This window comes from Pseudomonas sp. RV120224-01b (genome assembly GCF_003208145.1).
GTDB lineage: Bacteria > Pseudomonadota > Gammaproteobacteria > Pseudomonadales > Pseudomonadaceae > Aquipseudomonas > Aquipseudomonas monteilii.
In genome coordinates this window covers 48,390-72,275 of the sequence record NZ_QKMQ01000010.1, presented here as the reverse complement: position 1 = coordinate 72,275, position 23,886 = coordinate 48,390, and the positions used below count along the sequence as shown (strand labels likewise).

Here is a 23,886-nt window from a genome sequence, read left to right as displayed (position 1 = left end):
AACCTGAATCTATTTCGCAATTATTTCGCGAGAGCCGTCTTCATGGGCCTTGATGGCCACCGGCAGGATGCTCGGCAAGGCCCGCAGCAGAGCGTCAGTATCGTCAGTGCTGAAGGTGCTGGACAGGCGCATCCGGGCGACTTTCCCAGGGGCAACCCGTAGCGGCTGGCTGCGATAACGCGAGGCTTCGGCCACCACCTCGGCCAGGGTCGCGTTATCGAACACCAGTTTGCCCTGACGCCAGGCCGTTACGGCAGCCGCGTTGACTGCATAAGGTGCGGCAACCACGCCTTGTGCATCGATATGCGAACCCTGGCCGGCCGTTAGCTGCGCCAGCGAAGTCCCCTTGCCCTGCACGCGCACCGAGCCCTGCTCCACTGCCACCCGGGTGCTGGCCGGGTCCAGACGTACATCAAAGCGGGTACCGGTTACGGTCACGCTGCCTTGGGCAGTATCGACCACGAACGGCCTGGCGCTGTCGTGGGCGACGCTGAACATCACCTCACCGGCGCTCAGGCGGATATGCCGCTGGCCGGCGCTGAAATCGACCTGCACCTGTGTGTTGCCATTGAGTTCCAGGTGCGTGCCATCCGGCAGCTCAACCTGGCGGCGCTCGTTAAAGGCAGTCTGCAGGCTGCCCTGATGGTTCAGTTGCTGATAATGCCAGCCCCCCCAGCCCAGGCCCAACGCCAACACCGCCACGCTGGCGGCCAAGGCCTGACGCACGAAACGCCGACGTGGCAGTTGCTGCACCGGGTCTGGCTGGCACAGCGCTTCAAGGCGCTGACGTGGAATGAAGGTGGCGGCCTGCCACACGCGGTTGAGGTGTTCGTACTCTTCCCGGTGGCGCTCGTCGCTCACCAGCCAGGCGCGCAACTGGGTCTGCAACCCGGCATCCCGAGGCGCATCCTGCACGCGGGCAAACCATGCGGCCGCCTGCTCGCGGACGGTATCGGTACCGTGCTGTTTCATCGAAAAGGTCTCCTGACGCTTCATGCCGACACATCCAGATGCTCACGCAAATGCCGGAGCGTGCGGATCATATACTTTTCGACCATGTTCTTGCTCAGCCCCATGCGCTCGGCGATTTCGGCCTGGGTCAGGCCTTCGAGCTTCTGCCAGATGAACACCTGCCGGCAGTTGAGCGGCAACTGGGCCAGTGCCCGCTCGACGCTGTCGGCCAGCTCCAGGGCTTGCACGTAGGCCTCCGGGTCGCCACTGCCGCCACTGCCCTCGTCGAAGGTTTCCAGTTCCAGGGCCTGGCGGCGGTCTTCGCGGCGGAAGCCATCCACGGCAATGTTGCGTGCGGTCTGGTGCAGATAGGCGCGCGGCTGCTCAACCTGTTCGCGCGGGTTTTCCAGTACCCGGACAAAGGCATCGTGGGTGAGGTCCTCGGCCTGCTGACGACTGCGCAGTTTGCGCGTCCAGGTGCCGATCAGCTCATGGTAATGGTCGAGGAAGCCTTTGTGTCCGGACACGGTCGGGGGTCATCAGGGAGGCAGATAAGGGTGCGAATAGTAATGTTTCTCATCAAAACCAGCAAATCCGCCAGTCGGTAACAAAAAATTTATGCGCGATTTCCTGTACGTGGGTACCAGGAAAATGTGGCCATAAATATGAACACCTGAAGCCCTTTCGCGGGCACGCCCGCTCCCACACAAAGCGCGCGATGCCTGTGGGAGCGGGCGCGCCCGCGAAGGAGCCAATACGGTCTATTCCACAATATTTAACGCTTGAAACATCGTGGGGAACATCAGCCGGTCACATGGGTCGGTTATTCAAATGGCTGGTCGTCGATCCACGCCGATCACGCCCGGATTACCTGTTGATTCTGCATTCTTCACGCCCTAAAGTGCGCGCCGAACGTCCATGCTGGAAACGATCCATCCGGCTCAAGTACTGAGTAGGCGAACCAAAGTGGGGATACGGAGGACGTTCAGTTTGCAGCCACTTATTCTTTCAGTTTGCCCATGGAGTCCCTGAGCATGTCGATCCAGGTCGAAGACTATTTCGCGCGTGACACCTTCCAGAAAATGAAGGCGTTCGCCGACAAGCAGGAAACCCCGTTCGTACTCATCGATACCCAGATGATCAGCCAGGCCTATGACGACCTGCGCGCCGGTTTCGAATTCGCCAAGGTGTACTACGCGGTCAAGGCCAACCCGGCCGTCGAAATCATCGACCTGCTCAAAGAGAAAGGTTCGAGCTTCGACATCGCCTCGATCTACGAGCTGGACAAAGTGCTGGGCCGTGGCGTCAGCGCCGACCGTATCAGCTACGGCAACACCATCAAGAAGTCCAAGGACATCCGCTACTTCTACGAGAAGGGCGTGCGCCTGTACGCCACCGACTCCGAAGCCGACCTGCGCAACATCGCCAAGGCCGCACCGGGCTCGAAAGTGTACGTGCGTATCCTGACTGAAGGCTCGACCACGGCTGACTGGCCGCTGTCCCGCAAGTTCGGCTGCCAGACCGACATGGCCATGGACCTGCTGATCCTCGCCCGCGACCTGGGCCTGGTGCCTTACGGCATCTCGTTCCACGTGGGCTCGCAGCAGCGCGACATCAGCGTGTGGGATGCTGCCATTGCCAAGGTCAAGGTGATCTTCGAGCGCCTGAAGGAAGAAGACGGCATCGAGCTGAAGCTGATCAACATGGGTGGCGGCTTCCCGGCCAACTACATCACCCGTACCAACAGCCTGGAAACCTACGCTGAAGAAATCATCCGCTTCCTGAAGGAAGACTTCGGTGACGAGCTGCCGGAAATCATCCTGGAGCCAGGCCGTTCGCTGATTGCCAACGCCGGTATCCTGGTCAGCGAAGTGGTGCTGGTGGCGCGCAAGTCGCGTACCGCCGTCGAGCGCTGGATCTACACCGACGTGGGCAAGTTCTCCGGCCTGATCGAAACCATGGACGAAGCCATCAAGTTCCCGATCTGGACCGAGAAGAAAGGCGAAGCCGAAGAAGTGGTCATCGCCGGCCCAACCTGCGACAGCGCCGACATCATGTACGAAAACTACAAGTACGGCCTGCCGCTGAACCTGGCCATCGGTGACCGCCTGTACTGGCTGTCGACCGGCGCCTACACCACCAGCTACAGCGCGGTGGAATTCAACGGCTTCCCGCCGCTGAAGGCTTACTACCTGTAATGCAAAACGGGGCCGCGAGGCCCCGTTTTCATTTGTGCTTTCCTGTACCGGCCCTATCGCCGGCACAGGCAACCTTAGTCCCCGCGCCGTTCGATTTCCTCGGCATACCTTGCCGCAAAGGCCATCAACACCGGTCCTGCTTTCTGCAAAGTCACCAACGCAGCGCGCAGGAAATTCATGTTCCCCTCAACCCGCGCCCGCTCCAGCCACTGCCCGGCCTCCGCCATTTGCCCACGCTCGACCAGCACCAGCGCCAGGCTGAACATCCCGCGAAAATCGCCCGCCTCGGCCGAGCGCCGATACCAGCGCACTGCCCGCGCCGGGCTGGGTGCCGTGGCAATGCCCTGCTCCAGGTAACGCCCATACAGGTTCATCGACTTGGCATGCCCCATCTGCGCAGCCTTCTCGTAGCACATCAGGGCCTGCCCCTGATCGGCCGGCACCCCACGTCCGGTGGCCAACAGGTTGCCCAGGTTGTACAGGCCCCAGTCCAGTCCCGCGTCGGCGGCACGCGCATAGTGGATGGCCGCCTGCGTCAGGCTCGGCTCACCGCCCCAACCATGCTCCAGGCAACGCCCGAGCATGTTGTGCGCCATGGCACTGCCACCCTGTGCGGCGATGCCAAACCAACGCCGGGCCACGGTGGCATCTTCTTCGATACCGCGGCCATCCAGCAGGATCTGGCCTAGCAGCAACTGCGCCTCGACCGCGCCCTGCCCCGCCGCCGCCAGAATCGCTTGCGCGGCCTTGCCGGGGCTTTCCTCCAGCATGGCCTGCAAACCGGCCACATCCACCACTTCCTCACGTCGCAACTGGTAGGACACGGCTCAGACCTCGGCCCAGCGGCGCAGCAGGTTGTGGTAGGTGCCGGTCAGTTGCAGCAGCGACGGATGGTCCGGCACATCGGCAGTCAATTGCTGGATAGCGTTATCCATCTCGAACAACAGCGTCCGCTGGCTGTCCTCACGCACCAGGCTCTGGGTCCAGAAAAATGCGGCGTAACGCTGGCCACGGGTTACCGGGTTTACCTTGTGCAGGCTGGTACCGGGGTACAGCACCAGGTCACCGGCGGCCAACTTGACCTGCTGCACGCCGTAAGTGTCCTGGATCACCAGCTCGCCACCGTCGTAGCTGTCCGGGTCGCTGAGGAACAGCGTGGAAGACAGGTCGGTACGCACCCGCTCCGGGCTGCCCTTGGGCTGGCGCAGGGCGTTGTCGATGTGGAAGCCGAAATTGCCGCCTTCGCGGTAGCAGTTGATCAGCGGCGGGAACACCTTGTGTGGCAAGGCCGCCGACATGAAGCGCGGGGTTTTCCACAGCCGGTCGATCAGCGCGCTGCCAATCTCCTTGGCCAGCGGGTGCCCTTCCGGCAACTGCAGGTTGTGCTTGGCCTTGGCCGACTGGTAGCCAGCCGTAGCCTTGCCATCAGCCCAGTCGGCCTGCTCCAGCGCCTCGCGGATACGGGCCAGCTCATCAGCGTCGAACAGGCCTGGGATGTGAAGCAGCATGGCAGCAGCACCGTTAGGAAGTGTAAAGGCGCCAATGATATTGATTCCCTTTTGCGCTGCACAAGCCCCATTCGCCGCTTAAGACGTTTCAGCTGTATGAAACCGTAAAGGCAAATTGTAAAGATTGTAAATTCTTCACGAATGGTAACGACTCTCAATTGTGAGTCACAATTGCTTACATTAAGATCCGCCGCCTCAACACCTTGGGGAAGGTCCTTAGCAATGCGCCAGTCCGTACCATCTGCAGTGAGCTCACCACGCCTGATCGTGTCTGCCATCGGTGTCGCCCTTAGCGCCACGTCGGTCTACGCCGCCGACCCGGCCGCGAACAGCGCCATTACCCTCGACGCCACCAGCGTCAATGGCAAGGCTGAACAAGCCAGCACCGATTACAAGGTCGAAAAGGCCTCCTCGCAGAAGTACACCGCGCCGCTGGTAGACACCCCGCGCTCGGTTACCGTGATCCCGCAGCAAGTGATCAAGGACACCAATGCCTTGACCCTGCAGGACGCACTGCGCACTGTGCCGGGCATTACCTTCGGTGCCGGCGAAGGCGGCAACCCGCAAGGCGACCGCCCGTTCATCCGTGGCTTCGACGCCCAGGGCGATACCTACCTGGACGGCGTGCGTGATACTGGCGCGCAAACCCGCGAAATCTTCGCCATCGAATCGGTGGAAGTGGCCAAAGGCCCTAACTCGGCCATCGGTGGCCGTGGCGCTGCCGGCGGTACCATCAACCTGGTGAGCAAGCGTGCGCATCTGGGTAACTCGCTGGACGGTGCTTGGACCTGGGGCAGCGACCAGACCCAGCGCTACACCTTCGATGGCAACTACCAGTTCAGCGATACCGTTGCCGGCCGCCTGAACCTGATGACCCACGAAAGCAACGTCGCCGGCCGCGACAAGGTCAACTACGACCGCTGGGGTATCGCCCCGTCGCTGGCATTCGGCCTGGGCACGCCGACCCGCGTCAACCTTGACTACTACCACCTGGAAAGCGACGACCTGCCGGATTCGGGCATTCCGTACACCATCCCGACCAATGGCAGCGGCGGGCGCACCTCGGCGCACCCGAGCAAACCGGATGACGGCGGCGACAGCGACAACTTCTACGGCCTGACCGGTCGCGACTTCCGCAAGACCCGCGTGGACATCGCCACCTTCGCCATCGAGCACGACCTGACCGACGCGCTGACCATCAAGAACACCCTGCGTCACGGCAACAGCATGCAGGACTACATCCTGACCCAGCCTGACGACAGCAAGGGCAACGTCAACAACGGCAGCGTATGGCGCCGGGCCAACACCCGTGTGGGCAACACCGCTACCACCACCAACCAGACCGACCTGTTTGGCGAGTTCTACGTCGGTGGCCTGAAGAACAGCTTCTCCACCGGTATCGAACTGAGCCGCGAAGAAAGCGAGCGCTCCAGCTACACCGTTGACACCGACACCGTCCCAGGCGGCAGCGCCAACACCAACTGCACCCCGGGCATGATCGGCGCCACCAGCGGCTACAACTGCACCTCGCTGAGCAACCCGAACCCGGATGATCCGTGGAACGGCACCATCTCGCGCAACTACGCTGGCACCACCACCAACAGCAAGACCCGTGCGATCTACGTGTTCGATACCCTGGAGCTGACCCCCGAGTGGCTGGTCAACATGGGCCTGCGATACGACCACTTCGACACCGACTACAAAACCTACAACGCCGCTGGCACCACCACTGCCAAAGGCAACGACGTCAGCGAGTTCGTGACCGGCCAACTGGGTCTGGTGTGGAAGCCGGCCGAAAACGGCAGCATCTACGTGTCCTACGCCACCTCGGCTACGCCACCAGGCGCCATGCTCGGCGAAGGTACCGAAGGCAACCCGCTGGGTGGCACACCTGACCGCAACGGGAATCTGCTGGCCAGCGATATGGAGCCGGAAGAAACCACCAACTACGAGATCGGCACCAAGTGGAACCTGCTTGACGAGCGCCTGTCTCTGGCTGCGGCGCTGTTCCGCACCGAGAAAGAAAACGCCCGGGTACAGGTCAACACCAACACCTACGAGAACGTCGGTGAAACCCGCGTGCAAGGTATTGAACTGTCTGCCAGCGGCAAGCTGACCGACAAATGGCAGGTGTTCGCCGGCTACACCTACATGCAGGCCCGCCAGATCGACGGCGGCCCGCTGGGCAAGGCCAACGACGGCAACCAGCTGCCGAACACGCCGAACAACAGCGCCAGCCTGTGGACCACTTACGCGATCACACCAAAGCTGACCATCGGTGGTGGTGCGTTCTACGTGGATGACGTGTACGGCAGCGTGGCCAACACCACCATGGTCGACAGCTATGTACGCTACGACGCCATGGCCGCCTACAAGCTGACCAAGAACGTCGACCTGCAGCTGAACGTGCAGAACCTGACCAACGAGGTGTATTACGACAAGGCCTTCTCCACCCACTTCGCCAACCAGGCGGCCGGGCGGACTGCACTGTTGACCACCAGCGTTCACTTCTAAAGCAGCAACCCAAAGCCCCGTTCATTCCAGTGAGCGGGGCTTTTGCGTATCAAGGCATAATGCACGCCGCGCAGGTAGCGGCAGCAACACAAGGTGAGAGACGTGGTGAAGAAGACGCTGTTCCAATTGCACTGGTTCTTTGGCATCACCGCTGGCCTGGTGCTGGCCTTGATGGGCATCACCGGGGCCTTGTATTCGTTCCAGGAAGAACTGCTGCGCGCATTCAATGCCGATGTGCTCAAGGTAGAGGTGCGCGCCGAAGGCGTGCTGCCGCCAGCCGAACTGGTGCAGCGTGTAGAGGCCCAGCAACACGACAAGGTGTCAATGCTGTGGGTCGACGTGCGTGAAGGTAACGCCGCACGGGTCTTCTTCATGCCGCCACCGGGCGAACGCCGTGGCGAGCTGCGCTATGCCGACCCTTATACCGGCGAACTCAAGGGCGAAGTGGCCGGGCAAGGCTTCTTCAACCTCATGCTCAACCTGCACCGCTTCCTGGCCATGGGCGACACCGGCCGGCAGATTACCGGTGCCTGCACCCTGATGCTGGTGTTCTTCTGCCTCTCCGGCCTGTACCTGCGCTGGCCGCGCAAGGCGCTGGACTGGCGCACCTGGCTGACCTTCGACTGGGCCAAGAAAGGCCGAGCCTTCAACTGGGACCTGCACGCTGTCGCCGGTACCTGGTGCCTGCTGTTCTATCTGCTGTTCGCCTTGACCGGGCTGTTCTGGTCCTATGAATGGTACCGCGAAGGCCTGAACAAACTGCTGGCCGACGCGCCGGCCGCCGGCCAGCAACAAAAACGCGGCGAAGGCCGTGGCCGCCACGGGCCGCAGAAAGTCGACAAGAACGCCCCGCCGCTGGTGGTCGACTACGACGCAATCTGGGCCAACCTCAAAAACGCTGCCGGCCCAGGCCTGGCCATGTATAACCTGCGCCTGCCGCCAGCGGGTGGCCAGCCTGCCAACCTGTTCTACTTGCTGGACAACGCCGATCACCCGCGCGCCTTCAACACCCTGGTGCTGGACCCAGCCACCGGACAGGTGAAAAACCACGACCGTTACACCGACAAGTCCTTCAAGGCCCAGCTGCTGCAGAGCGTCTACGCCCTGCACGTTGGCGAATACTTCGGCCTGCCGGGCCGCATCATCGTCACCATCGCCAGCCTGACCATGCCGCTGTTCTTCGTCACCGGCTGGCTGCTGTACCTCGACCGCCGCCGCAAGAAGCGCCAGGTGCGCGAGGCACGAGGCAACGTTGCCAGCAACGATGGCAGCGGCGAAAGCTGGCTGATCGGTTTTGCCAGCCAAAGCGGCTTTGCCGAGCAACTGGCCTGGCAGAGCGCCGGGCAGCTGCAAGCAGCGGGCATGCCGGTACAGGTGCGCGCCCTGGCCGAACTGGGTGAAAACGACCTTCGCCAAGCCCGCCGCGCGCTGTTCGTGGTCAGCACCTTCGGCGACGGCGAAGCCCCCGACAGCGCCCGCGCCTTCGAGCGCAAGGTACTTGGCCAACCTTGGGCGCTGAACAACCTCAGCTACGCTGTACTCGCCCTCGGCGACCGCCAGTATCCGCACTTCTGCGGCTTCGCCCGCCGCTTGCAGGCATGGCTGGGTGAGCGCGGCGCCAGCAGCGCGTTCAGCCCGGTGGAAGTGGACAATGCCGACCAGGCAGCGCTGCAGCAGTGGCAGCAAGAACTGGCGCAACTAACCGGCGCCCAGCCGGTGGCCGCCTGGCAGCCGCCGAGCTTTGGCAACTGGTCACTGGTGCGCCGCGAACTGTTGAACCCTGGCAGCCAAGGGCAGCCGGTGTACCTGCTTGGCTTGCAACCGCAAGCGCCTGCCAGCTGGGAGGCCGGCGACCTGGTGGAGATCCTGCCACTCAATGGCCAGCCCCGTGTCGACGCTTTCCTCAATGGCCTGGCGCTAGACGCCAGTGCCAAGGTGCAGGTGAATGGCCTGAGCGAAACCCTGGCCCAGGCCCTCGCTGGCCGCCAGTTGCCGGCACGCCGTGATCACTTGATCGGCTTGCAGCCGCAGGCGTTGATCGATGCACTGGTGCCGATCGGCAGCCGCGAATACTCCATCGCCTCGATCGCCAGCGATGGCGTGCTGGAGCTGATCGTGCGCCAGGAACGCCATGCCGATGGCCACCTGGGCCTGGGCTCGGGCTGGCTGACCGAGTACCTGCCGCTGAACGGCACCTTGAGCCTGCGCCTGCGGCGTAACAGCGGCTTCCACCTGCCGGAAAGTGCCGCACCGATGATTCTGATCGGTAACGGCACCGGCCTGGCCGGCCTGCGTAGCCTGATCCGGGCGCGGGTGAATGCTGGCGAGCAGCGTAACTGGCTGCTGTTCGGCGAGCGTAACCGGGCGCATGACCTGCTGTGTGGCGATGAGCTGCAAGGTTGGCTGGATAGTGGCGATTTGGCACGGCTGGACTTGGCGTTTTCGCGGGATCAGGCCGAGAAGGTGTATGTGCAGGATGTGTTGCTGCAGCAGGCCGAGGCGTTCAAGCGCTGGGTGGCTGACGGCGCATGCGTGTACGTCTGCGGCAGCCTGCAAGGCATGGCTGCGGGGGTGGATGCAGCGCTCAACGGTATGCTTGGGGAGGCCGCTGTGCAGCAGTTGATCGAAGATGGGCGGTATCGACGGGATGTTTACTGATCAATCATTGATGTAGCCAGTACCGGCCCTATCGCCGGCAAGCCAGCTCCCACAGGTACCCTACTGCCCTCGGGCCGGGTGCTGTACCTGTTGGAGCTGGCTTGCCGGCGATAGGGCCGGTACAGGTTGTCAGTGCAGCTCGAAGGTATCGGCATCCAGGTTGGCCGGGAACTTGGCCCGGTAAGCCGCCAGCTCCGCCGCACTCAACACGGCTGTAAACACCCCGTCCGCTTCCCCGGCACTGAGCAGGCTCTCGCCCTGGAAGTCCAGCACCTGGCTGTCCCCCGAATAGGCAAAGCCTTTACCATCCGTACCCACCCGGTTCACCGCCGCCACATAGCACAGGTTCTCGATCCCCCGCGCCGGCAGCAGCCGGTTCCAGTGCTGGCGGCGCGCAGCCGGCCAGTTGGCGGTGTACAGCAGCAGGTCGGTGTCCTGGGCATCGCGGCTCCACACTGGGAAGCGCAGGTCGTAGCAGATCAGTGGGCGAATTCGCCAGCCCTTGAGCTCGAACTGGACCTGCCGCTCGCCCGGGGTGTAGTGCTTGTGCTCACCGGCCATGCGGAACAGGTGGCGCTTGTCGTAATGCAGGATTTCGCCGTCCGGCCGCGCCCACAGCAGGCGGTTGCGGTGGCTGCCGTCAGCGGCCTGGATGATCACGCTACCGGTAATCACCGCGTTACATTTCTTCGCCTGGGCCTTCAGCCACTTGTAGGTCGGGCCGTTCTCCGGCTCGCACAGGCTTTCCGATTGCATCGAAAAACCAGTGGTGAACATTTCCGGCAGGATTACCAGGTCCACCTCGCCCACCTGCTCCAGCAGCACCTCGAAGTGCGCATAGTTGGCCTCGCGGTCGTGCCAGGCCAGGGTGGTTTGCACCAGGGCTACTTTCAGGTTCGGCAGTGTGCTCAGATCGCGCATAGTCGTTCCGCTGCCTGACGCAGCGTCTCCTCTCGTTTGGCAAAGCACAGGCGAACCAGGCGTTGCTCGGGGATGGGATGCTGGTAGAACACCGACACCGGAATGGTCGCCACGCCGTGCTCACGGGTGAGCCACAGCGACATGTCGACATCGTTCAGGTCCGGGCGGATCTGCGAGTAGTCCACCAGCTGGAAATAGGTGCCCGTCGTGCGGGTGAAGCTGAACCGTGAACCGTCCAGCAAGCCGCAGAACAGGTCCCGCTTGGCCTGGTAGAAGGCCGGCAGTTCATCGATGTGCTCGGGGTGCTCGGCCATGAAGTCGGCCAGCGCGCACTGCAATGGCGTCACGCCGCAGAAGTTGACGTACTGGTGCACCTTGCGCAGCTCCGCACTCAGCGCCGGAGGGGCGATCACGTAGCCGGTCTTCCAGCCGGTCACGTGGTAGGTCTTGCCGAACGAGCTGACCACGAAGGCGCGTTGGTACAACTGCTCATGGGCCAGCACGCTGGCGTGGCGCACGCCGTCGTACACCAGGTGCTCGTAGACTTCATCGCTGACCAGGTAAATATCGCGGTCGGCAATAAGCTTTGCCAGCTGGTCAAGGTCGTCGCGGGTGATCAGCGCGCCGCTGGGGTTGTGCGGCGAGTTGAGGATGACCATGCGCGTGCGCGGGCTCAAGGCATCGCTGAACTTCTGCCAGTCGATGCGGAAGTCGCCGTCGCTGAGTTGCACATGCACGCAGCGGCCACCGGCCAGTTCCACGGACGGCTCGTAGCTGTCGTAGCAAGGGTCGAAGACGATGACCTCGTCACCCGCATGCACCACAGCCTGAATGGCACAGAAAATCGCCTCGGTGGCACCGGGGGTGATGGTCACTTCCTGGTCCGCATCCACCTTGGCGCCATACAGGCGCTCGACCTTGGCTGCCACCTGCTGGCGCAGGGCCGGCAGGCCGGTCATCGGCGAATACTGGTTATGCCCGGCAGCCACATGCCGGCCCACTGCATCGAGCAGAGCCCGAGGGCCGTTGAAGTCGGGAAAACCCTGAGACAGGTTGAGCGCGCCGGTTTGCACGGCGAGCTGGGACATGGTGGTGAAGATGGTCGTGCCGACATTCGGCAGTTTGCTGCGGATCATGGAGCCCTCTTTCCTGGGGTGTATCCGGCACGGGGTGGAGTCCGAGCATAGCGGATCGAGCGGTCAGGAAAAAGATTGAAACATTAGGGGCATTGCTTTGGATCAAAGGGCCTCTTCGCGGCTAAAGCCGCTCCCACAGGGACACCACAGATTTCGAAAACTGTGCAGTACCTGTGGGAGCGGGTTTACCCGCGAAGAGGCTGACGCGGAATCAGCGCTTGTCGCGGCGCTTCTTCTCGGCCTTCTTGTGGTGCGACATCAGGCGGCGCTTCTTGTTGACCTGGCGGTCGGTGAGGGTGTTCTTCTTGCCCTCGTACGGGTTCTCACCGCCCTTGTACTCGATGCGGATCGGCGTACCGACCAGCTTCAGCACGCGGCGGTAGGTGTTCTCCAGGTAACGCGAGTACGACTTTGGAATCTTCTCGGTCTGGTTACCGTGAATCACGATCAGCGGCGGGTTGGCCCCCCCCAGGTGGGCATAGCGCAGCTTGATGCGGCGACCGTTCACCAGCGGTGGCTGGTGCTCGCTCACGGCGTCTTCCAGGATCTGCGTCAGGCGGCTGGTCGGCCAACGGGTTACCGCCGACTTGAACGCGGCCTGCACCGACTTGTACAGGTTGCCCACGCCAGTGCCATGCAAGGCAGAAATGAAGTGAATGTCGGCGAAGTCAACGAAGAACAGCCGGCGCTCCAGCTCGGTCTTCACGTAGTCGCGTTCGCCCGGCTGCATGCCATCCCACTTGTTCAGTGCGATGACGATGGCACGGCCCGCTTCCAGGGCAAAGCCCAGCAGGTTCAGGTCGTGGTCCACCACACCTTCGCGGGCGTCCATGACGAAGATCACCACGTTGGCGTCCTTGATCGCCTGCAGCGTCTTCACCACCGAGAACTTCTCGACTTCCTCGTGGATCTTGCCGCGCTTGCGCACACCGGCGGTGTCGATGAAGGTGTACTTCTCGTCATCGCGTTCGAACGGGATGTAGATACTGTCACGGGTGGTACCCGGCTGGTCATAGACCACCACGCGCTCTTCACCGAGCATGCGGTTGACCAGGGTGGATTTACCCACGTTCGGGCGGCCGATGATGGCGATCTTGATGCCATCTTTCTCGCTCGGGCCTGGGATGCGCACGGCCTCTTCGCCTTCGGCGACTTCGGCGTCCAGGGCTTCTTCGACCTGGTCGCGCGGCAGGTGGCCAAGCACGGCCTCCATCAGCGCGTTGATGCCACGGCCCTGGGAGCCCGCCACCGGAATGGCGTTGCCCATGCCCAGCGGCGAGAACTCGGCGCGGGCGACGTCGGCGTCGATGTTGTCAATCTTGTTGGCGACCAGAATCGCCTCTTTGTTGCGCTTGCGCAGGTGCTCGGCAATCATCTGGTCGGCGGCGGTCATGCCGGCGCGGGCATCGACCAGGAACAGCACGTAGTCGGCTTCTTCAATGGCCATGAGCGACTGCTCGGCCATTTTCTCGTCCATGCCCACTTCGTCACCGGTGATACCGCCGGTGTCGATCAGGATGAAGGAACGACCCTGCCAGCTGGCATCGCCATACTGGCGGTCACGGGTCAGGCCCGACAAGTCACCGACGATGGCATCGCGGGTTTTGGTCAGGCGGTTGAACATGGTGGATTTGCCGACGTTCGGGCGGCCCACCAGGGCAATTACGGGAACCATCGGCTCTCCACTCTCGAATTCTTGAAAATGCAAAGGCCGCTGCAAGGCAGCGGCCGGAGTACGGGCGGCGTGTCCTACGCCGCGGCTTGAAGCCCGCCAAGGCTTCAAGCATAGCTTCAGCGGATGGTCAGTGCCTCGAGCTTGCCGCTGTTGCCGAAGACGTAGATGGTGTCACCGACCACAAGTGGGCGGGCGCGCAGGCCATCGCTGTCGATACGCTCACGGCCTACGAAGCGGCCGTCTACCTGGCTCAGCAGGTGCAAGTAACCTTCAAAGTCACCCACTGCCACGTAGCTGCTGAACACTTCAGGTGCGGTCAACTGGCGGCGAGCCATGCTGTCGTTGCTCCACAGGGCGCTGGAGGAGCGTTCATCCACGCCTTCCACGGTACCCGATGCTTCGCTGACGTAGACGTTACCGAAGCCCTGGGCAACGCCCACATAGCTGGAAGCATCACGCTGCCACAGCTCGCGACCGCTTTCCAGGTCCAGGCCCGCTACACGGCCTTGGTAGGTGCTGACGTACAGGGTACCACCAGACAGCAGCAAGCCGCCGTCGATATCAACCACACGGTCCAGCTCGGAGCGGCCCTTGGGGATGGCCACACGGCTTTCCCACACGGGTACGCCATTGTTGATGTCCACCGCTACCACTTTACCGGTGGACAGGCCGGCGACGGCCAGGCGGTTGGTGGCGATCGGCGCGCCGGTGCCACGCAGGGTCAGCACGGCCGGGGAGTTTTCGTAGATCCAGCGGCGGTCGCCAGTAGCGGCATCCAGGCCAATCAGGCGGTCGTCCTGGGTTTGCACCACCACCACATCACCGTTGTTGGCAGGCGGGGCCAGCACTTCGCTGGTCACGCGGGAGCGCCAACGCTCTTCACCGGTGCTGGAATCCAGGGCAATCACTTCACCCTTGAGGGTGCCGAGCATGACCAGGCCGTAGCCCACGCCAACTGCGCCGGAAACCTGCAGCTCCAGGTCCTTCTTCCACACGACATCGCCAGTGATGCGGTCCAGGGCGAACACTTCGCCGTTGACGTCGGAGGCGTAGATACGGTCGTTCTCGATGGCCGGCACCAGGGTGTTGTAGGTCTCACCCTGGCCGTCACCGATCGAACGGCTCCACTGCTTCTTCAGCACCACTTCCTCGGTGAACTTGGTCAGCTCGGCCGGAGGCAGTTCCTTCTTGCTGTTGCTGCTGCAACCTGCGGCCAGTACGGCCAGGGTCAGCACTGCTGCATGTTTCCAACCGATCACTTACGCGTCCCCTTTAGCCAGGTCATCCAGCTTCAATTGCAGGCCACCGACTGCCGCGTCATCGGACAGCGCAGCCTTGGCTTTTTCGTAAGCGCTGTGTGCATCGGCGGCACGGCCCAGTTGCACCAGCAGGTCACCTTTCAACTCTTCACGGCTGGCCAGGAAGGCTTTGTCGGCGTCGCCGTCAAGCAGCTTGAGGGCGTCTTCGGCCTTGTTCTGGGCGGCCAGCACGCGAGCCAGGCGCTGGCGCGAAATCTCGCCCAAGGTCACGTCGGCCGGCTTGTCCAGCACGCTTTTCAGCTCGGCAGCGGCGTCGTCGAGCTTGCCGCTCTCGACTGCCACCTTGGCCACGAACAGGCTGCCGTACTGGGCGTAAGCAGTACCGCCGAACTCGCTCTTGAGCTTGCCGGCCAGTTCCGCGACCTTGGAGGCGTCTGGCTGGCCAGTCGGCGTCAGGCTGGTCTCAAGCAACGCCTGGTACAACTGCGAGGCACCTTGCGACTGGTTGTTCTGGTACTTGTGCCAGGTATTCCAGCCCAATACCACCACGCCGGCCAGCAATGCGCCGGTCAGCAGCGGCTTGCCGTTGCGGTTCCACCAGTCCTTGACGCCTGCCAGATCATCATCATCGGTACTCGACACCCCAATACTCCTTTTCGCCTATTCGTTATTGAACCGCGTTACGCCTGCGCGATCGCGGTTTCCAGGTGCTCTGCCAGAGCATCCCAGGCAATGTTCTGTTGTTCGCCCTGGCCACGCAGGGGCTTCAAGCCGATTTCTTGCTTGGCCAGCTCGTCATCGCCCAGGATCAGGGCGAACAGCGCGCCACTCTTGTCGGCTTTCTTGAACTGGCTCTTGAAGCTGCCACCACCGGCGTTTACCGCCAGGCGCAGGCCCGGCAGGCGGTCACGCAGGCCTTCGGACAGGCGCAGCCCAGCCAGTTCGGCCTGCTCGCCAAAGGCGCACAGGTAGACGTCGATCTGGCGGCTGATGGACTCCGGCACCTTGCCGAGGGTTTCCAGCAGCAGGATCAGGCGCTCGATACCCATGGCGAAACCAACGCCGGTGGTCGGCTTGCCGCCCATCTGCTCGACCAGGCCGTCGTAGCGGCCGCCGGCACACACGGTGCCCTGGGCGCCCAACTTGTCGGTGACCCACTCGAACACGGTCTTGCTGTAGTAGTCCAGGCCACGTACCAGCTTGGTGTTGATCACGAACGGAATGCCGGCTGCGTCCAGGCGGGCCTTCAGGCCTTCGAAGTGCACGCGGGACGCTTCGTCCAGGTAGTCTTCCAGCTTCGGCGCCCCCACCAGGACGGCCTGGGTGTTCTGGTCCTTGCTGTCGAGAATGCGCAGCGGGTTGCTCTTCAGGCGGCGCTGGCTGTCTTCGTCCAGCTGCTCCAGGCGCGCCGAGAGGAACTCGACCAGCGCGTCACGGTAGCGTGCACGGGCCTCACTGGTACCCAGGCTGTTGAGCTCCAGCTTGACCGCGTCCTGGATGCCCAGCAGGCCCCACAGGCGCCAGGTCAGCATGATCAGCTCGGCATCGATGTCCGGGCCGTCCAGGTTGAACACTTCCACGCCAATCTGGTGGAACTGGCGGTAGCGGCCTTTCTGCGGGCGCTCGTGGCGGAACATCTGGCCGATGTACCACAGTTTCTGCACCTGGCCATTGCCGGTGATGCCATGCTCCAGCACGGCACGCACGCAGGCGGCGGTGCCTTCAGGGCGCAAGGTCAGCGAATCGCCGTTGCGGTCCTCGAAGGTGTACATCTCTTTTTCGACAATATCGGTCACTTCACCGATCGAGCGCTTGAACAGCTCGGTGAACTCGACGATCGGCGTACGGATCTGGCTGTACCCGTAGGTGTCCAGCAGCCCGGCCACGGTGCCTTCGAAGTAGCGCCACAGTGGCGACTGTTCTGGCAGGATGTCGTTCATGCCACGGATGGCTTGCAGCGATTTGCTCACGAATAGTCCTTACGAATTCTGTGTGTCAGCCACGGGCGATCAGCGCCGCGTCGGCTTCGGCCTTTTCGGCCGCTTTCTGGCGGATGAGTTTTTCCAGCTCATCGACCAGGTTGTCATTGGTCAGCTTCTGCGCAGGCTTGCCATCGATGTAGATCAGGTTCGGTGTACCGCCGGTCAACCCTACATGGGCTTCCTTGGCTTCGCCCGGGCCGTTGACCACGCAACCGATCACTGCCACGTCCAGCGGCACCAGCAGGTCTTCAAGGCGCCCTTCCAGCTCGTTCATGGTCTTGACCACATCGAAGTTCTGCCGCGAGCAGCTCGGGCAGGCGATGAAGTTGATGCCACGCGAGCGCAGGTGCAGCGACTTGAGGATGTCGTAGCCGACTTTCACTTCTTCGACAGGGTCGGCCGCCAACGAGATACGGATGGTATCGCCAATGCCTTCGGCCAGCAGCATACCGAGGCCGACGGCGGATTTCACCGTCCCCGAACGCAGGCCACCGGCTTCGGTTATCCCTAAGTGCAGCGGCTGCACGATCTGCTTGGCCAGCAGGCGGTAGGCTTCGACGGCCATGAACACGTCGGAGGCCTTGACGCTGACCTTGAAGTCCTGGAAGTCCAGGCGGTCGAGGTGCTCGACGTGGCGCAGGGCCGACTCGACCAATGCGGCCGGGGTCGGCTCGCCGTACTTCTTCTGCAGGTCTTTTTCCAGGGAGCCGGCGTTGACCCCGATACGGATCGGGATGCCACGGTCGCGGGCGGCATCGACCACGGCGCGTACACGGTCTTCACGGCCGATGTTGCCGGGGTTGATGCGCAGGCAATCCACGCCCAGTTCGGCCACACGCAGGGCAATCTTGTAATCGAAGTGGATGTCGGCAACCAGCGGCACACTGACCAGCTGCTTGATCTTGCCGAACGCCTCGGCGGCGTCCATGTCCGGCACCGAAACGCGCACGATGTCCACGCCGGCATCGACCAGGCGCTGGATTTGCGCCACCGTGGCGGCCACATCGTTGGTGTCGGTGTTGGTCATGCTCTGCACCGCGATGGGCGCATCACCACCCACCGGCACATTGCCGACCCAGATTTTGCGGGATTCGCGACGTTTGATCGGAGATTCGCCGTGCATGACTTACTGTCCCAACTTCAGGCGAGCGGTCTCGCCACTGGTGAACGGGGCAACATCGACGGCCTGGCCGTTGTAGCTGACCTGGGCACCACGGGCAAAGCCCAGGCGCACCGCGAACGGCGGCTTGCCGGTCAGTTCGAGGTTGTCCCCCTTGCGCTTGATGGCGCTGAACAGCACCTTGCCGTTGCCATCGGACACCTGGGTCCAGCAATCGGCGGTGAACTGGATGGCAACCTTGGCGCTGCCAGCCGGTACTGCGGCTGGCTCGGTGGCGGCCACGACCGGCGCCGGTGCGGCAGGTGCAACAGCGGCCGGTGCCGGGGTAGCCGCCGGTGCTACCGGGGTAGCCACTGCAGCAGGTGCAGGTTGCGCGGGCGCTGGCTGGGCCGGTGTCGGCGCTGGCACTGCAGCAAGGGTTGGCGCCGGGCTTGCCGGGGCCTGTTCAGCGGCGGCGGCGGGCTGTTCGGCAGCGCCCTGCTCCAGCGCCAGCGGTGCGCTTTCGGCTTGCTGGCCAGCGGATACAGCCTGGTCTTCAGGCTCATCGAGCGGGTGAATCTGGGTGGTGCCGTCGGCGCTTTCGACTTCGACGTGCTCCAAAGCAATCTTGGCCAGGTCTTTGCCACGCAGGCTGCCCTGGTCCTGCCACCAGACGAAGCCGCCACCGACCACAGCCACCAGCAACAGCAGGCTGACACCGCGCAGGATGTTGTGCGACAGGCGCACCGGCTCTTCGATACGGCCCAGCGAGTGCACCTCGCTGCCTTTGGCGTGGGTGCCGGTGTAGCGGTCGAAGGCCTCTACCAAGGCGGCCTGGTCGAGTTCCATCAATTTGGCATAGGCGCGGATGTAGCCACGGGCAAAGGTATGCCCGGGCAGCTTGTCGAAGGCGCCGGTTTCCACGTGGTTCAACGAACTGACAGTGAGGTTGAGCTTGCGGGCCACCTCGGCTTGAGACCAGTCCCGTTTCTCACGGGCCAGGCGCAAAAGCTCACCGGGGTTCTGGCCAGGCGCTACTGCTACTTCGGGATGCGCGGCGTTCATCGTTGCTCCGACAGGTATTGCTGATATTCCGGCGTACCGGGATAAAGTCGTTGTAATTGCTGGCCCATCTCGGCCAGTGTGCCCTGCTCGTCGAACACCCGGGCAAGGCGGCTGCCCAGCAGCAGGCTACGGGCATCGTGGTCGCTCAACTGGCTGAAACGATCGTAGTAGTCCCGGGCCGGCACATAATGCCTGTTTTCGTAGGACAACTCAGCCATTTCCAGCAACGCTTTCGGTTGCCGCTGGTTGAGTTGCAACGCTTTCAGCAGATAAGCATGCGCCTGGTCGCGGCGATCGAGCTTCAGGGCAGTCAGGCCCAGGTTCTCGTACACGCGTGAGCGCTCAGGATACAGGGTATCGGCGCTGGCCAGGCGAAACATCTGCTCGGCCTCGGCAAATCGCCCCTGAGCATAAAGGAAACTGCCGTAATTGTTGCGCATTCGCGTGTCGCCGGCGCGGGCTTGCAAGGCCTTGCGAAAGTGGGCTTCAGCGAGCGCCGGCTCACCTTCTGCCTGGAACACCAGCGCCAGGGCCGCGTGCGCGTCGGCATCAGTGCTGTCGAGGGCCAGGGCCTTGCCCAGTGGCGCCTTGGCCTGCTCGGTCAAACCCTGTTGCAAATACCCCAGGCCCAGTTGCACATAAGCCCGCCCCGCCTCCGCCCTGCCCTGGCGGCTGGCCAGGGGGTCGCTCGCACCGCCCGACACACAGCCGGCCAGCAGCGAGAGCGCAAGGATCGACAGCGCGGCGCGCAGGCTCATGGGCAAGGTCCCGGTCAGTGGCTGGCGGCGCTGTCTTGCAGCTCGACGTCTGCGGAAAGCTGGCGCACGGCAATATAGCGCTCGCTACGGCGGGTGCGGTCGTTGACCTGGCCGACCAGCTGACCGCAGGCAGCATCGATATCGTCACCACGGGTGGTGCGCGTGGTGACGTTGAAGCCACCGTGGTGCAGCAGGTCCTGGAAGCGACGAATGGCGTTGTTGCTTGGCCGCTCGTAGCCCGAATGCGGGAACGGGTTGAACGGGATCAGGTTGATCTTGCACGGCACGTCGCGCAGCAACTCGATCATCTGTGCGGCATGCTCAGGCTGGTCGTTGACGTCCTTGAGCAGGGTGTACTCGACAGTAAGCACGCGCTTGCCACCCAGGGTGGACATGTAGCCCATGCACGATTCCAGCAGCACTTTCAGCGGGTACTTCTTGTTGATCGGTACCAGCTTGTTGCGCAGCTCGTCGTTCGGTGCGTGCAGCGACAGGGCCAGCGACACGTCGATGTGCTTGGCCAGTTCGTCGATCATCGGCACCACGCCCGAGGTGGACAGGGTGACGCGACGCTTGGAAATGCCATAGCCCAGGTCATCCATCATGATTTTCATGGCGGCGATGACGTTGTCGAAGTTCAGCAAGGGCTCGCCCATGCCCATCATCACCACGTTGGTAATCGCGCGGTCGACTTTGGCAGGGACGGTCCCGAAGGATTTGTTGGCAAGCCACACCTGGCCGATCACTTCGGCGGCAGTGAGGTTGCTGTTGAAGCCTTGCTTGCCGGTGGAGCAGAAACTGCAGTCCAGGGCACAGCCGGCTTGCGACGATACGCACAAGGTGCCGCGGTCGTCGGTAGGAATGTAGACGGTCTCGACGCAGCTGCCGGAGGCAACGCGGATCACCCACTTGCGGGTACCGTCGGCGGAAATGTCTTCACTGACCACTTCCGGAGGCCGAATCTCGGCAACGGCCTCGAGCTTTTCGCGCAAGACCTTGCCTACGTTGGTCATGGCCGCAAAGTCGGACACGCCAAAATGGTGAATCCATTTCATCACCTGGCCGGCACGGAAGCGTTTTTCCCCGATCGAGTCGAAGAATTGTTCCATTTCCGGCTGGGTCAGACCCAACAGGTTGATTTTGCCAGTAGATGTCGTCATGGATTCACCCTCACCCGTAAGCTTTCGCTTAGCGAGTGGTTACCTCGGTAGCAGCGAAGAAGTAAGCGATTTCGCGAGCAGCAGCAGCTTCGGAGTCCGAACCGTGAACGGCGTTGGCGTCGATCGACTCGGCGAAGTCAGCACGGATGGTGCCGGCAGCAGCTTCTTTAGGGTTGGTAGCGCCCATCAGCTCACGGTTCAGAGCGATGGCGTTTTCGCCTTCCAGAACCTGAACAACAACCGGGCCGGAAGTCATGAAGGCAACCAGGTCACCGAAGAAGCCGCGAGCGCTGTGCTCAGCGTAGAAGCCTTCGGCTTCGGCTTTGGACAGTTGCTTGATTTTCGAGGCAACGATTTTCAGGCCGGCTTCTTCGAAGCGAGTGGTGATCTTGCCGATGACGTTTTTGGCAACGGCGTCAGGCTTGATGATCGAGAAAGTACGTTGAACAGCCATGGAAAACTCCAGAATATGAGTGACACGAAAAATTAAACCCGCGAATTATACGCGGGTTCCGGGGGATTGCCTAACCTGCAAGTGACGCTTAGTCGGCTTCGTCGATCCAGGCAGCCTGGATGGCCTCGAGCACTTTCTCACCGCCGCGTGACGGATCGTCGCTGAACTCTGGCAATGCCAGCACCCAGCGGTGCAGGTCTACGAAATTCACATAACGAGGATCGACCTCAGGCTTGCTTTCTGCAAGCTGAATGGCGATCTCAAGTACATCAATCCATTTCAGGCTCATGGTGCAAACCTCAGTGCGGCGCTTCAGCGGCGTGGTTGAGCGAGTACTTGGGGATCTCGATGGTCAGGTCTTCGTCAGCGACGACCACCTGGCAACCAAGCCGCGACTGCGCTTCCAGGCCCCAGGCCTTGTCCAGCATGTCTTCTTCCAGCTCGTCGGCTTCTTCCAGCGAGTCGAAACCCTTGCGCACGATGCAGTGGCAAGTGGTACAGGCCTTGACGCCGCCGCAGGCACTTTCCATCTCGATGTGATGGTCGTGGGCCAGTTCCAGGATGTTGGTCCCGGTCGGCACCTCCACGGTCAGCCCCTCGGGGCAGAACTTCTCATGCGGCAGGAATGTCACCAGCGGCATCGGTTACTCCTCGATCTCATTCAGGTTGCGCCCGGCCAGTGCGGCTTTGACCGTCGAATCAAGGCGACGGGCGGCAAATGCGTCGGTCACCTGCGACAGACGCTTGGTCTGTTGCTCGATGGCTGCGCCATCGGTGCCGGCCAGCAAATCACGTAGTTCTTGCATCTGGAATTCGATGGCTTCGCGCTCGTCACTGCTGAGCAGGCGCTCACCGTCGGCGTCCAGAGCGCCCTGTACCGCTTCAAGCAGGCGCTCGCCGTCCACCTGGTGCTCGCGCAGCTGGCGGGCGTGCTTGTCGGAACCTGCGTGCTCGAAGGAATCCTTCAGCATGCGGGCGATTTCGCCGTCGGTCAGGCCGTAGGACGGTTTGACCTGGATGCTGGCTTCCACGCCCGAGCCCAGTTCGCGGGCGGCAACGCTGAGCAGGCCGTCGGCATCCACCTGGAAGGTGACGCGGATTTTCGCCGCACCGGCAACCATGGCCGGAATGCCGCGCAGTTCGAAACGGGCCAGCGAGCGGCAGTCGCTGATCAGCTCGCGCTCGCCCTGCAGGACGTGGATCATCATGGCCGTCTGGCCATCTTTATAAGTGGTGAACTCCTGGGCACGCGCCACCGGAATGGTGGTGTTGCGCGGGATCACCTTCTCCATCAGCCCGCCCATGGTCTCAAGACCCAGCGACAGCGGGATGACATCGAGCAGCAGCAGTTCGCCACCTTCGCGGCGGTTGCCGGCCAGGGTGTCGGCCTGAATGGCGGCACCGATGGCCACCACCTGGTCAGGGTCGATCGAGGTCAGCGGGGTACGGCCGAACAGCGCGCCCACGGCTTCACGCACTCGCGGAACGCGGGTCGAGCCACCCACCATGACCACCGCACTGACTTCTTCCAGCTCCACGCCACTGTCGCGCACGGCGCGGCGGCAGGCCTTGAGGCTGCGGGCAACCAGCGGCTCGATCATGGCTTCGAAGGCGGCGCGGCTCAGTTCGCCCTGCCAGGCGCCATGGCTGACGCTGACCACATCGGCGTCGGTCAGGGCTTCCTTGGCGGCGCATGCTGTTTGCAGCAACGCACGCTGGGTGGCCGGGTCCAGGTCGGACGACAGGCCAGCCTGCTCGATGATCCAGCCGGCAATGGCGTGGTCGAAATCGTCGCCGCCCAAGGCAGTATCGCCACCAGTGGCCAGCACTTCGAACACGCCAGCGGTCAGGCGCAGGATGGAGATATCGAAGGTACCGCCGCCCAGGTCATAGATGGCCACCACGCCTTCGGCGTTCTGGTCCAGGCCATAGGCCACGGCTGCCGCGGTCGGCTCATTGAGCAGGCGCAGCACGTTCAGGCCTGCCAGGCGCGCAGCGTCCTTGGTGGCCTGGCGCTGGGCGTCGTCAAAATAGGCCGGCACGGTGATCACCGCGCCTACCAGCTCACCACCCAGGGTCGCTTCGGCGCGCTCGCGCAGCACCTTGAGGATATCGGCGGACACTTCCACCGGGCTTTTCGGCCCCTGCACCGTGTCGATGAACGGCATGTGCGACTCGCCACCCACAAAGCGGTATGGCAGCTGCTCGCCCAGTTGCTTGACGTCGGCCAGGCCGCGCCCCATCAGGCGCTTGACCGACAGCACGGTGTTCAGCGGGTCGCTGGAAGCGGCATCACGTGCGGCCTGCCCCACTTCGTTGCGCCCTTCAAGGTAGCGCACCGCGGACGGCAGAATGACGTTACCCTGCGCATCAGGCAGGGGCTCGCTACGGCCGCTGCGCAATGCGGCGACCAGAGAGTTGGTGGTACCCAGGTCGATCCCCACCGCCAGGCGGCGCTGGTGCGGCTGAGGGCTTTGACCGGGTTCGGCAATCTGCAGTAGGGCCATGCTTATCTGAATACCTTAGGTGCCATCACGGGCGACACCGG

Annotated in this window: 21 protein-coding genes; 3 read left to right on the top strand and 18 right to left on the bottom strand. The window is 62.9% G+C overall.

What is annotated here, in order from left to right; genetic code table 11:
- Positions 1-9 precede the first annotated feature (9 nt).
- On the bottom strand, positions 10-972 hold the full coding sequence (locus N436_RS16690; protein WP_110741615.1) for a FecR family protein: 963 nt from the start codon (positions 970-972) through the stop codon (positions 10-12).
- Between the two features lie 20 nt (positions 973-992).
- Entirely contained in the window at positions 993-1,478 is a 486-nt protein-coding gene (locus N436_RS16685) for a sigma-70 family RNA polymerase sigma factor (protein ID WP_105946960.1), read from the bottom strand.
- A gap of 507 nt (positions 1,479-1,985) precedes the next feature.
- On the opposite strand from N436_RS16685, the gene N436_RS16680 reads away from it, so the two are divergent.
- A complete protein-coding gene (locus N436_RS16680; protein ID WP_016713187.1) occupies positions 1,986-3,149 on the top strand; it encodes a type III PLP-dependent enzyme in 1,164 nt (387 codons plus the stop codon).
- 74 nt (positions 3,150-3,223) lie between these two features.
- On the opposite strand, the gene N436_RS16675 is transcribed toward N436_RS16680, so the two are convergent.
- Together N436_RS16675 and N436_RS16670 are read right to left on the bottom strand one after the other, a co-directional pair.
- Positions 3,224-3,973 (bottom strand): tetratricopeptide repeat protein, encoded by a 750-nt coding sequence (locus N436_RS16675; RefSeq protein ID WP_105946961.1) that lies wholly within the window; start codon positions 3,971-3,973, stop codon positions 3,224-3,226.
- Positions 3,974-3,976: 3 nt separating this feature from the next.
- Positions 3,977-4,657, bottom strand: a complete 681-nt coding sequence (locus tag N436_RS16670; protein ID WP_025753806.1) for a Fe2+-dependent dioxygenase — start codon at positions 4,655-4,657, stop codon at positions 3,977-3,979.
- 222 nt (positions 4,658-4,879) lie between these two features.
- On the opposite strand from N436_RS16670, the gene N436_RS16665 reads away from it, so the two are divergent.
- Together N436_RS16665 and N436_RS16660 are read left to right on the top strand one after the other, a co-directional pair.
- On the top strand, positions 4,880-7,171 hold the full coding sequence (locus N436_RS16665) for a TonB-dependent siderophore receptor (RefSeq protein ID WP_110741574.1): 2,292 nt from the start codon (positions 4,880-4,882) through the stop codon (positions 7,169-7,171).
- 102 nt (positions 7,172-7,273) lie between these two features.
- On the top strand, positions 7,274-9,829 hold the full coding sequence (locus N436_RS16660) for a sulfite reductase flavoprotein subunit alpha (RefSeq protein ID WP_110741573.1): 2,556 nt from the start codon (positions 7,274-7,276) through the stop codon (positions 9,827-9,829).
- Positions 9,830-9,958: 129 nt separating this feature from the next.
- On the opposite strand, the gene N436_RS16655 is transcribed toward N436_RS16660, so the two are convergent.
- From N436_RS16655 to hscA, 14 genes are all read right to left on the bottom strand, one after another.
- Complete coding sequence (locus N436_RS16655) at positions 9,959-10,750, bottom strand: amidohydrolase (protein ID WP_105946964.1); 792 nt, start codon at positions 10,748-10,750, stop codon at positions 9,959-9,961.
- Entirely contained in the window at positions 10,738-11,886 is a 1,149-nt protein-coding gene (locus N436_RS16650) for a pyridoxal phosphate-dependent aminotransferase (RefSeq protein ID WP_110741572.1), read from the bottom strand. The genes N436_RS16655 and N436_RS16650 overlap by 13 nt, the downstream gene beginning before the upstream one ends.
- A gap of 211 nt (positions 11,887-12,097) precedes the next feature.
- Positions 12,098-13,561 carry a ribosome biogenesis GTPase Der gene (gene der / locus N436_RS16645; protein WP_105946966.1) on the bottom strand — a complete coding sequence of 488 codons (1,464 nt, stop codon included), beginning with the start codon at positions 13,559-13,561 and terminating at the stop codon, positions 12,098-12,100.
- 116 nt (positions 13,562-13,677) lie between these two features.
- Positions 13,678-14,820: an outer membrane protein assembly factor BamB gene (gene bamB, locus N436_RS16640; RefSeq protein WP_003248513.1), complete on the bottom strand. Its 1,143-nt coding sequence runs from the start codon at positions 14,818-14,820 to the stop codon at positions 13,678-13,680.
- Positions 14,821-15,462, bottom strand: a complete 642-nt coding sequence (locus tag N436_RS16635; protein ID WP_060501832.1) for a tetratricopeptide repeat protein — start codon at positions 15,460-15,462, stop codon at positions 14,821-14,823. It lies immediately after the preceding gene.
- Positions 15,463-15,500: 38 nt separating this feature from the next.
- Entirely contained in the window at positions 15,501-16,790 is a 1,290-nt protein-coding gene (hisS, locus tag N436_RS16630) for a histidine--tRNA ligase (RefSeq protein ID WP_016713198.1), read from the bottom strand.
- Positions 16,791-16,815: 25 nt separating this feature from the next.
- Positions 16,816-17,925 (bottom strand): flavodoxin-dependent (E)-4-hydroxy-3-methylbut-2-enyl-diphosphate synthase, encoded by a 1,110-nt coding sequence (ispG, locus tag N436_RS16625; RefSeq protein WP_016713199.1) that lies wholly within the window; start codon positions 17,923-17,925, stop codon positions 16,816-16,818.
- A 3-nt stretch (positions 17,926-17,928) separates the two neighbouring features.
- Positions 17,929-18,966 carry a RodZ domain-containing protein gene (locus N436_RS16620; RefSeq protein WP_110741571.1) on the bottom strand — a complete coding sequence of 346 codons (1,038 nt, stop codon included), beginning with the start codon at positions 18,964-18,966 and terminating at the stop codon, positions 17,929-17,931.
- Entirely contained in the window at positions 18,963-19,724 is a 762-nt protein-coding gene (gene pilW, locus N436_RS16615; protein WP_105946970.1) for a type IV pilus biogenesis/stability protein PilW, read from the bottom strand. The genes N436_RS16620 and pilW overlap by 4 nt, the downstream gene beginning before the upstream one ends.
- A 14-nt stretch (positions 19,725-19,738) precedes the next feature.
- Positions 19,739-20,884: a 23S rRNA (adenine(2503)-C(2))-methyltransferase RlmN gene (gene rlmN / locus N436_RS16610; protein WP_012270596.1), complete on the bottom strand. Its 1,146-nt coding sequence runs from the start codon at positions 20,882-20,884 to the stop codon at positions 19,739-19,741.
- A gap of 28 nt (positions 20,885-20,912) precedes the next feature.
- Positions 20,913-21,338 carry a nucleoside-diphosphate kinase gene (ndk, locus tag N436_RS16605; protein ID WP_008092560.1) on the bottom strand — a complete coding sequence of 142 codons (426 nt, stop codon included), beginning with the start codon at positions 21,336-21,338 and terminating at the stop codon, positions 20,913-20,915.
- Between the two features lie 88 nt (positions 21,339-21,426).
- Positions 21,427-21,627: a Fe-S cluster assembly protein IscX gene (gene iscX, locus N436_RS16600; RefSeq protein ID WP_016713204.1), complete on the bottom strand. Its 201-nt coding sequence runs from the start codon at positions 21,625-21,627 to the stop codon at positions 21,427-21,429.
- Positions 21,628-21,637: 10 nt separating this feature from the next.
- A complete protein-coding gene (fdx, locus tag N436_RS16595) occupies positions 21,638-21,979 on the bottom strand; it encodes an ISC system 2Fe-2S type ferredoxin (protein ID WP_012270595.1) in 342 nt (113 codons plus the stop codon).
- Positions 21,980-21,982: 3 nt separating this feature from the next.
- On the bottom strand, positions 21,983-23,845 hold the full coding sequence (gene hscA / locus N436_RS16590; protein WP_104834021.1) for a Fe-S protein assembly chaperone HscA: 1,863 nt from the start codon (positions 23,843-23,845) through the stop codon (positions 21,983-21,985).
- Positions 23,846-23,886: the final 41 nt, after the last annotated feature.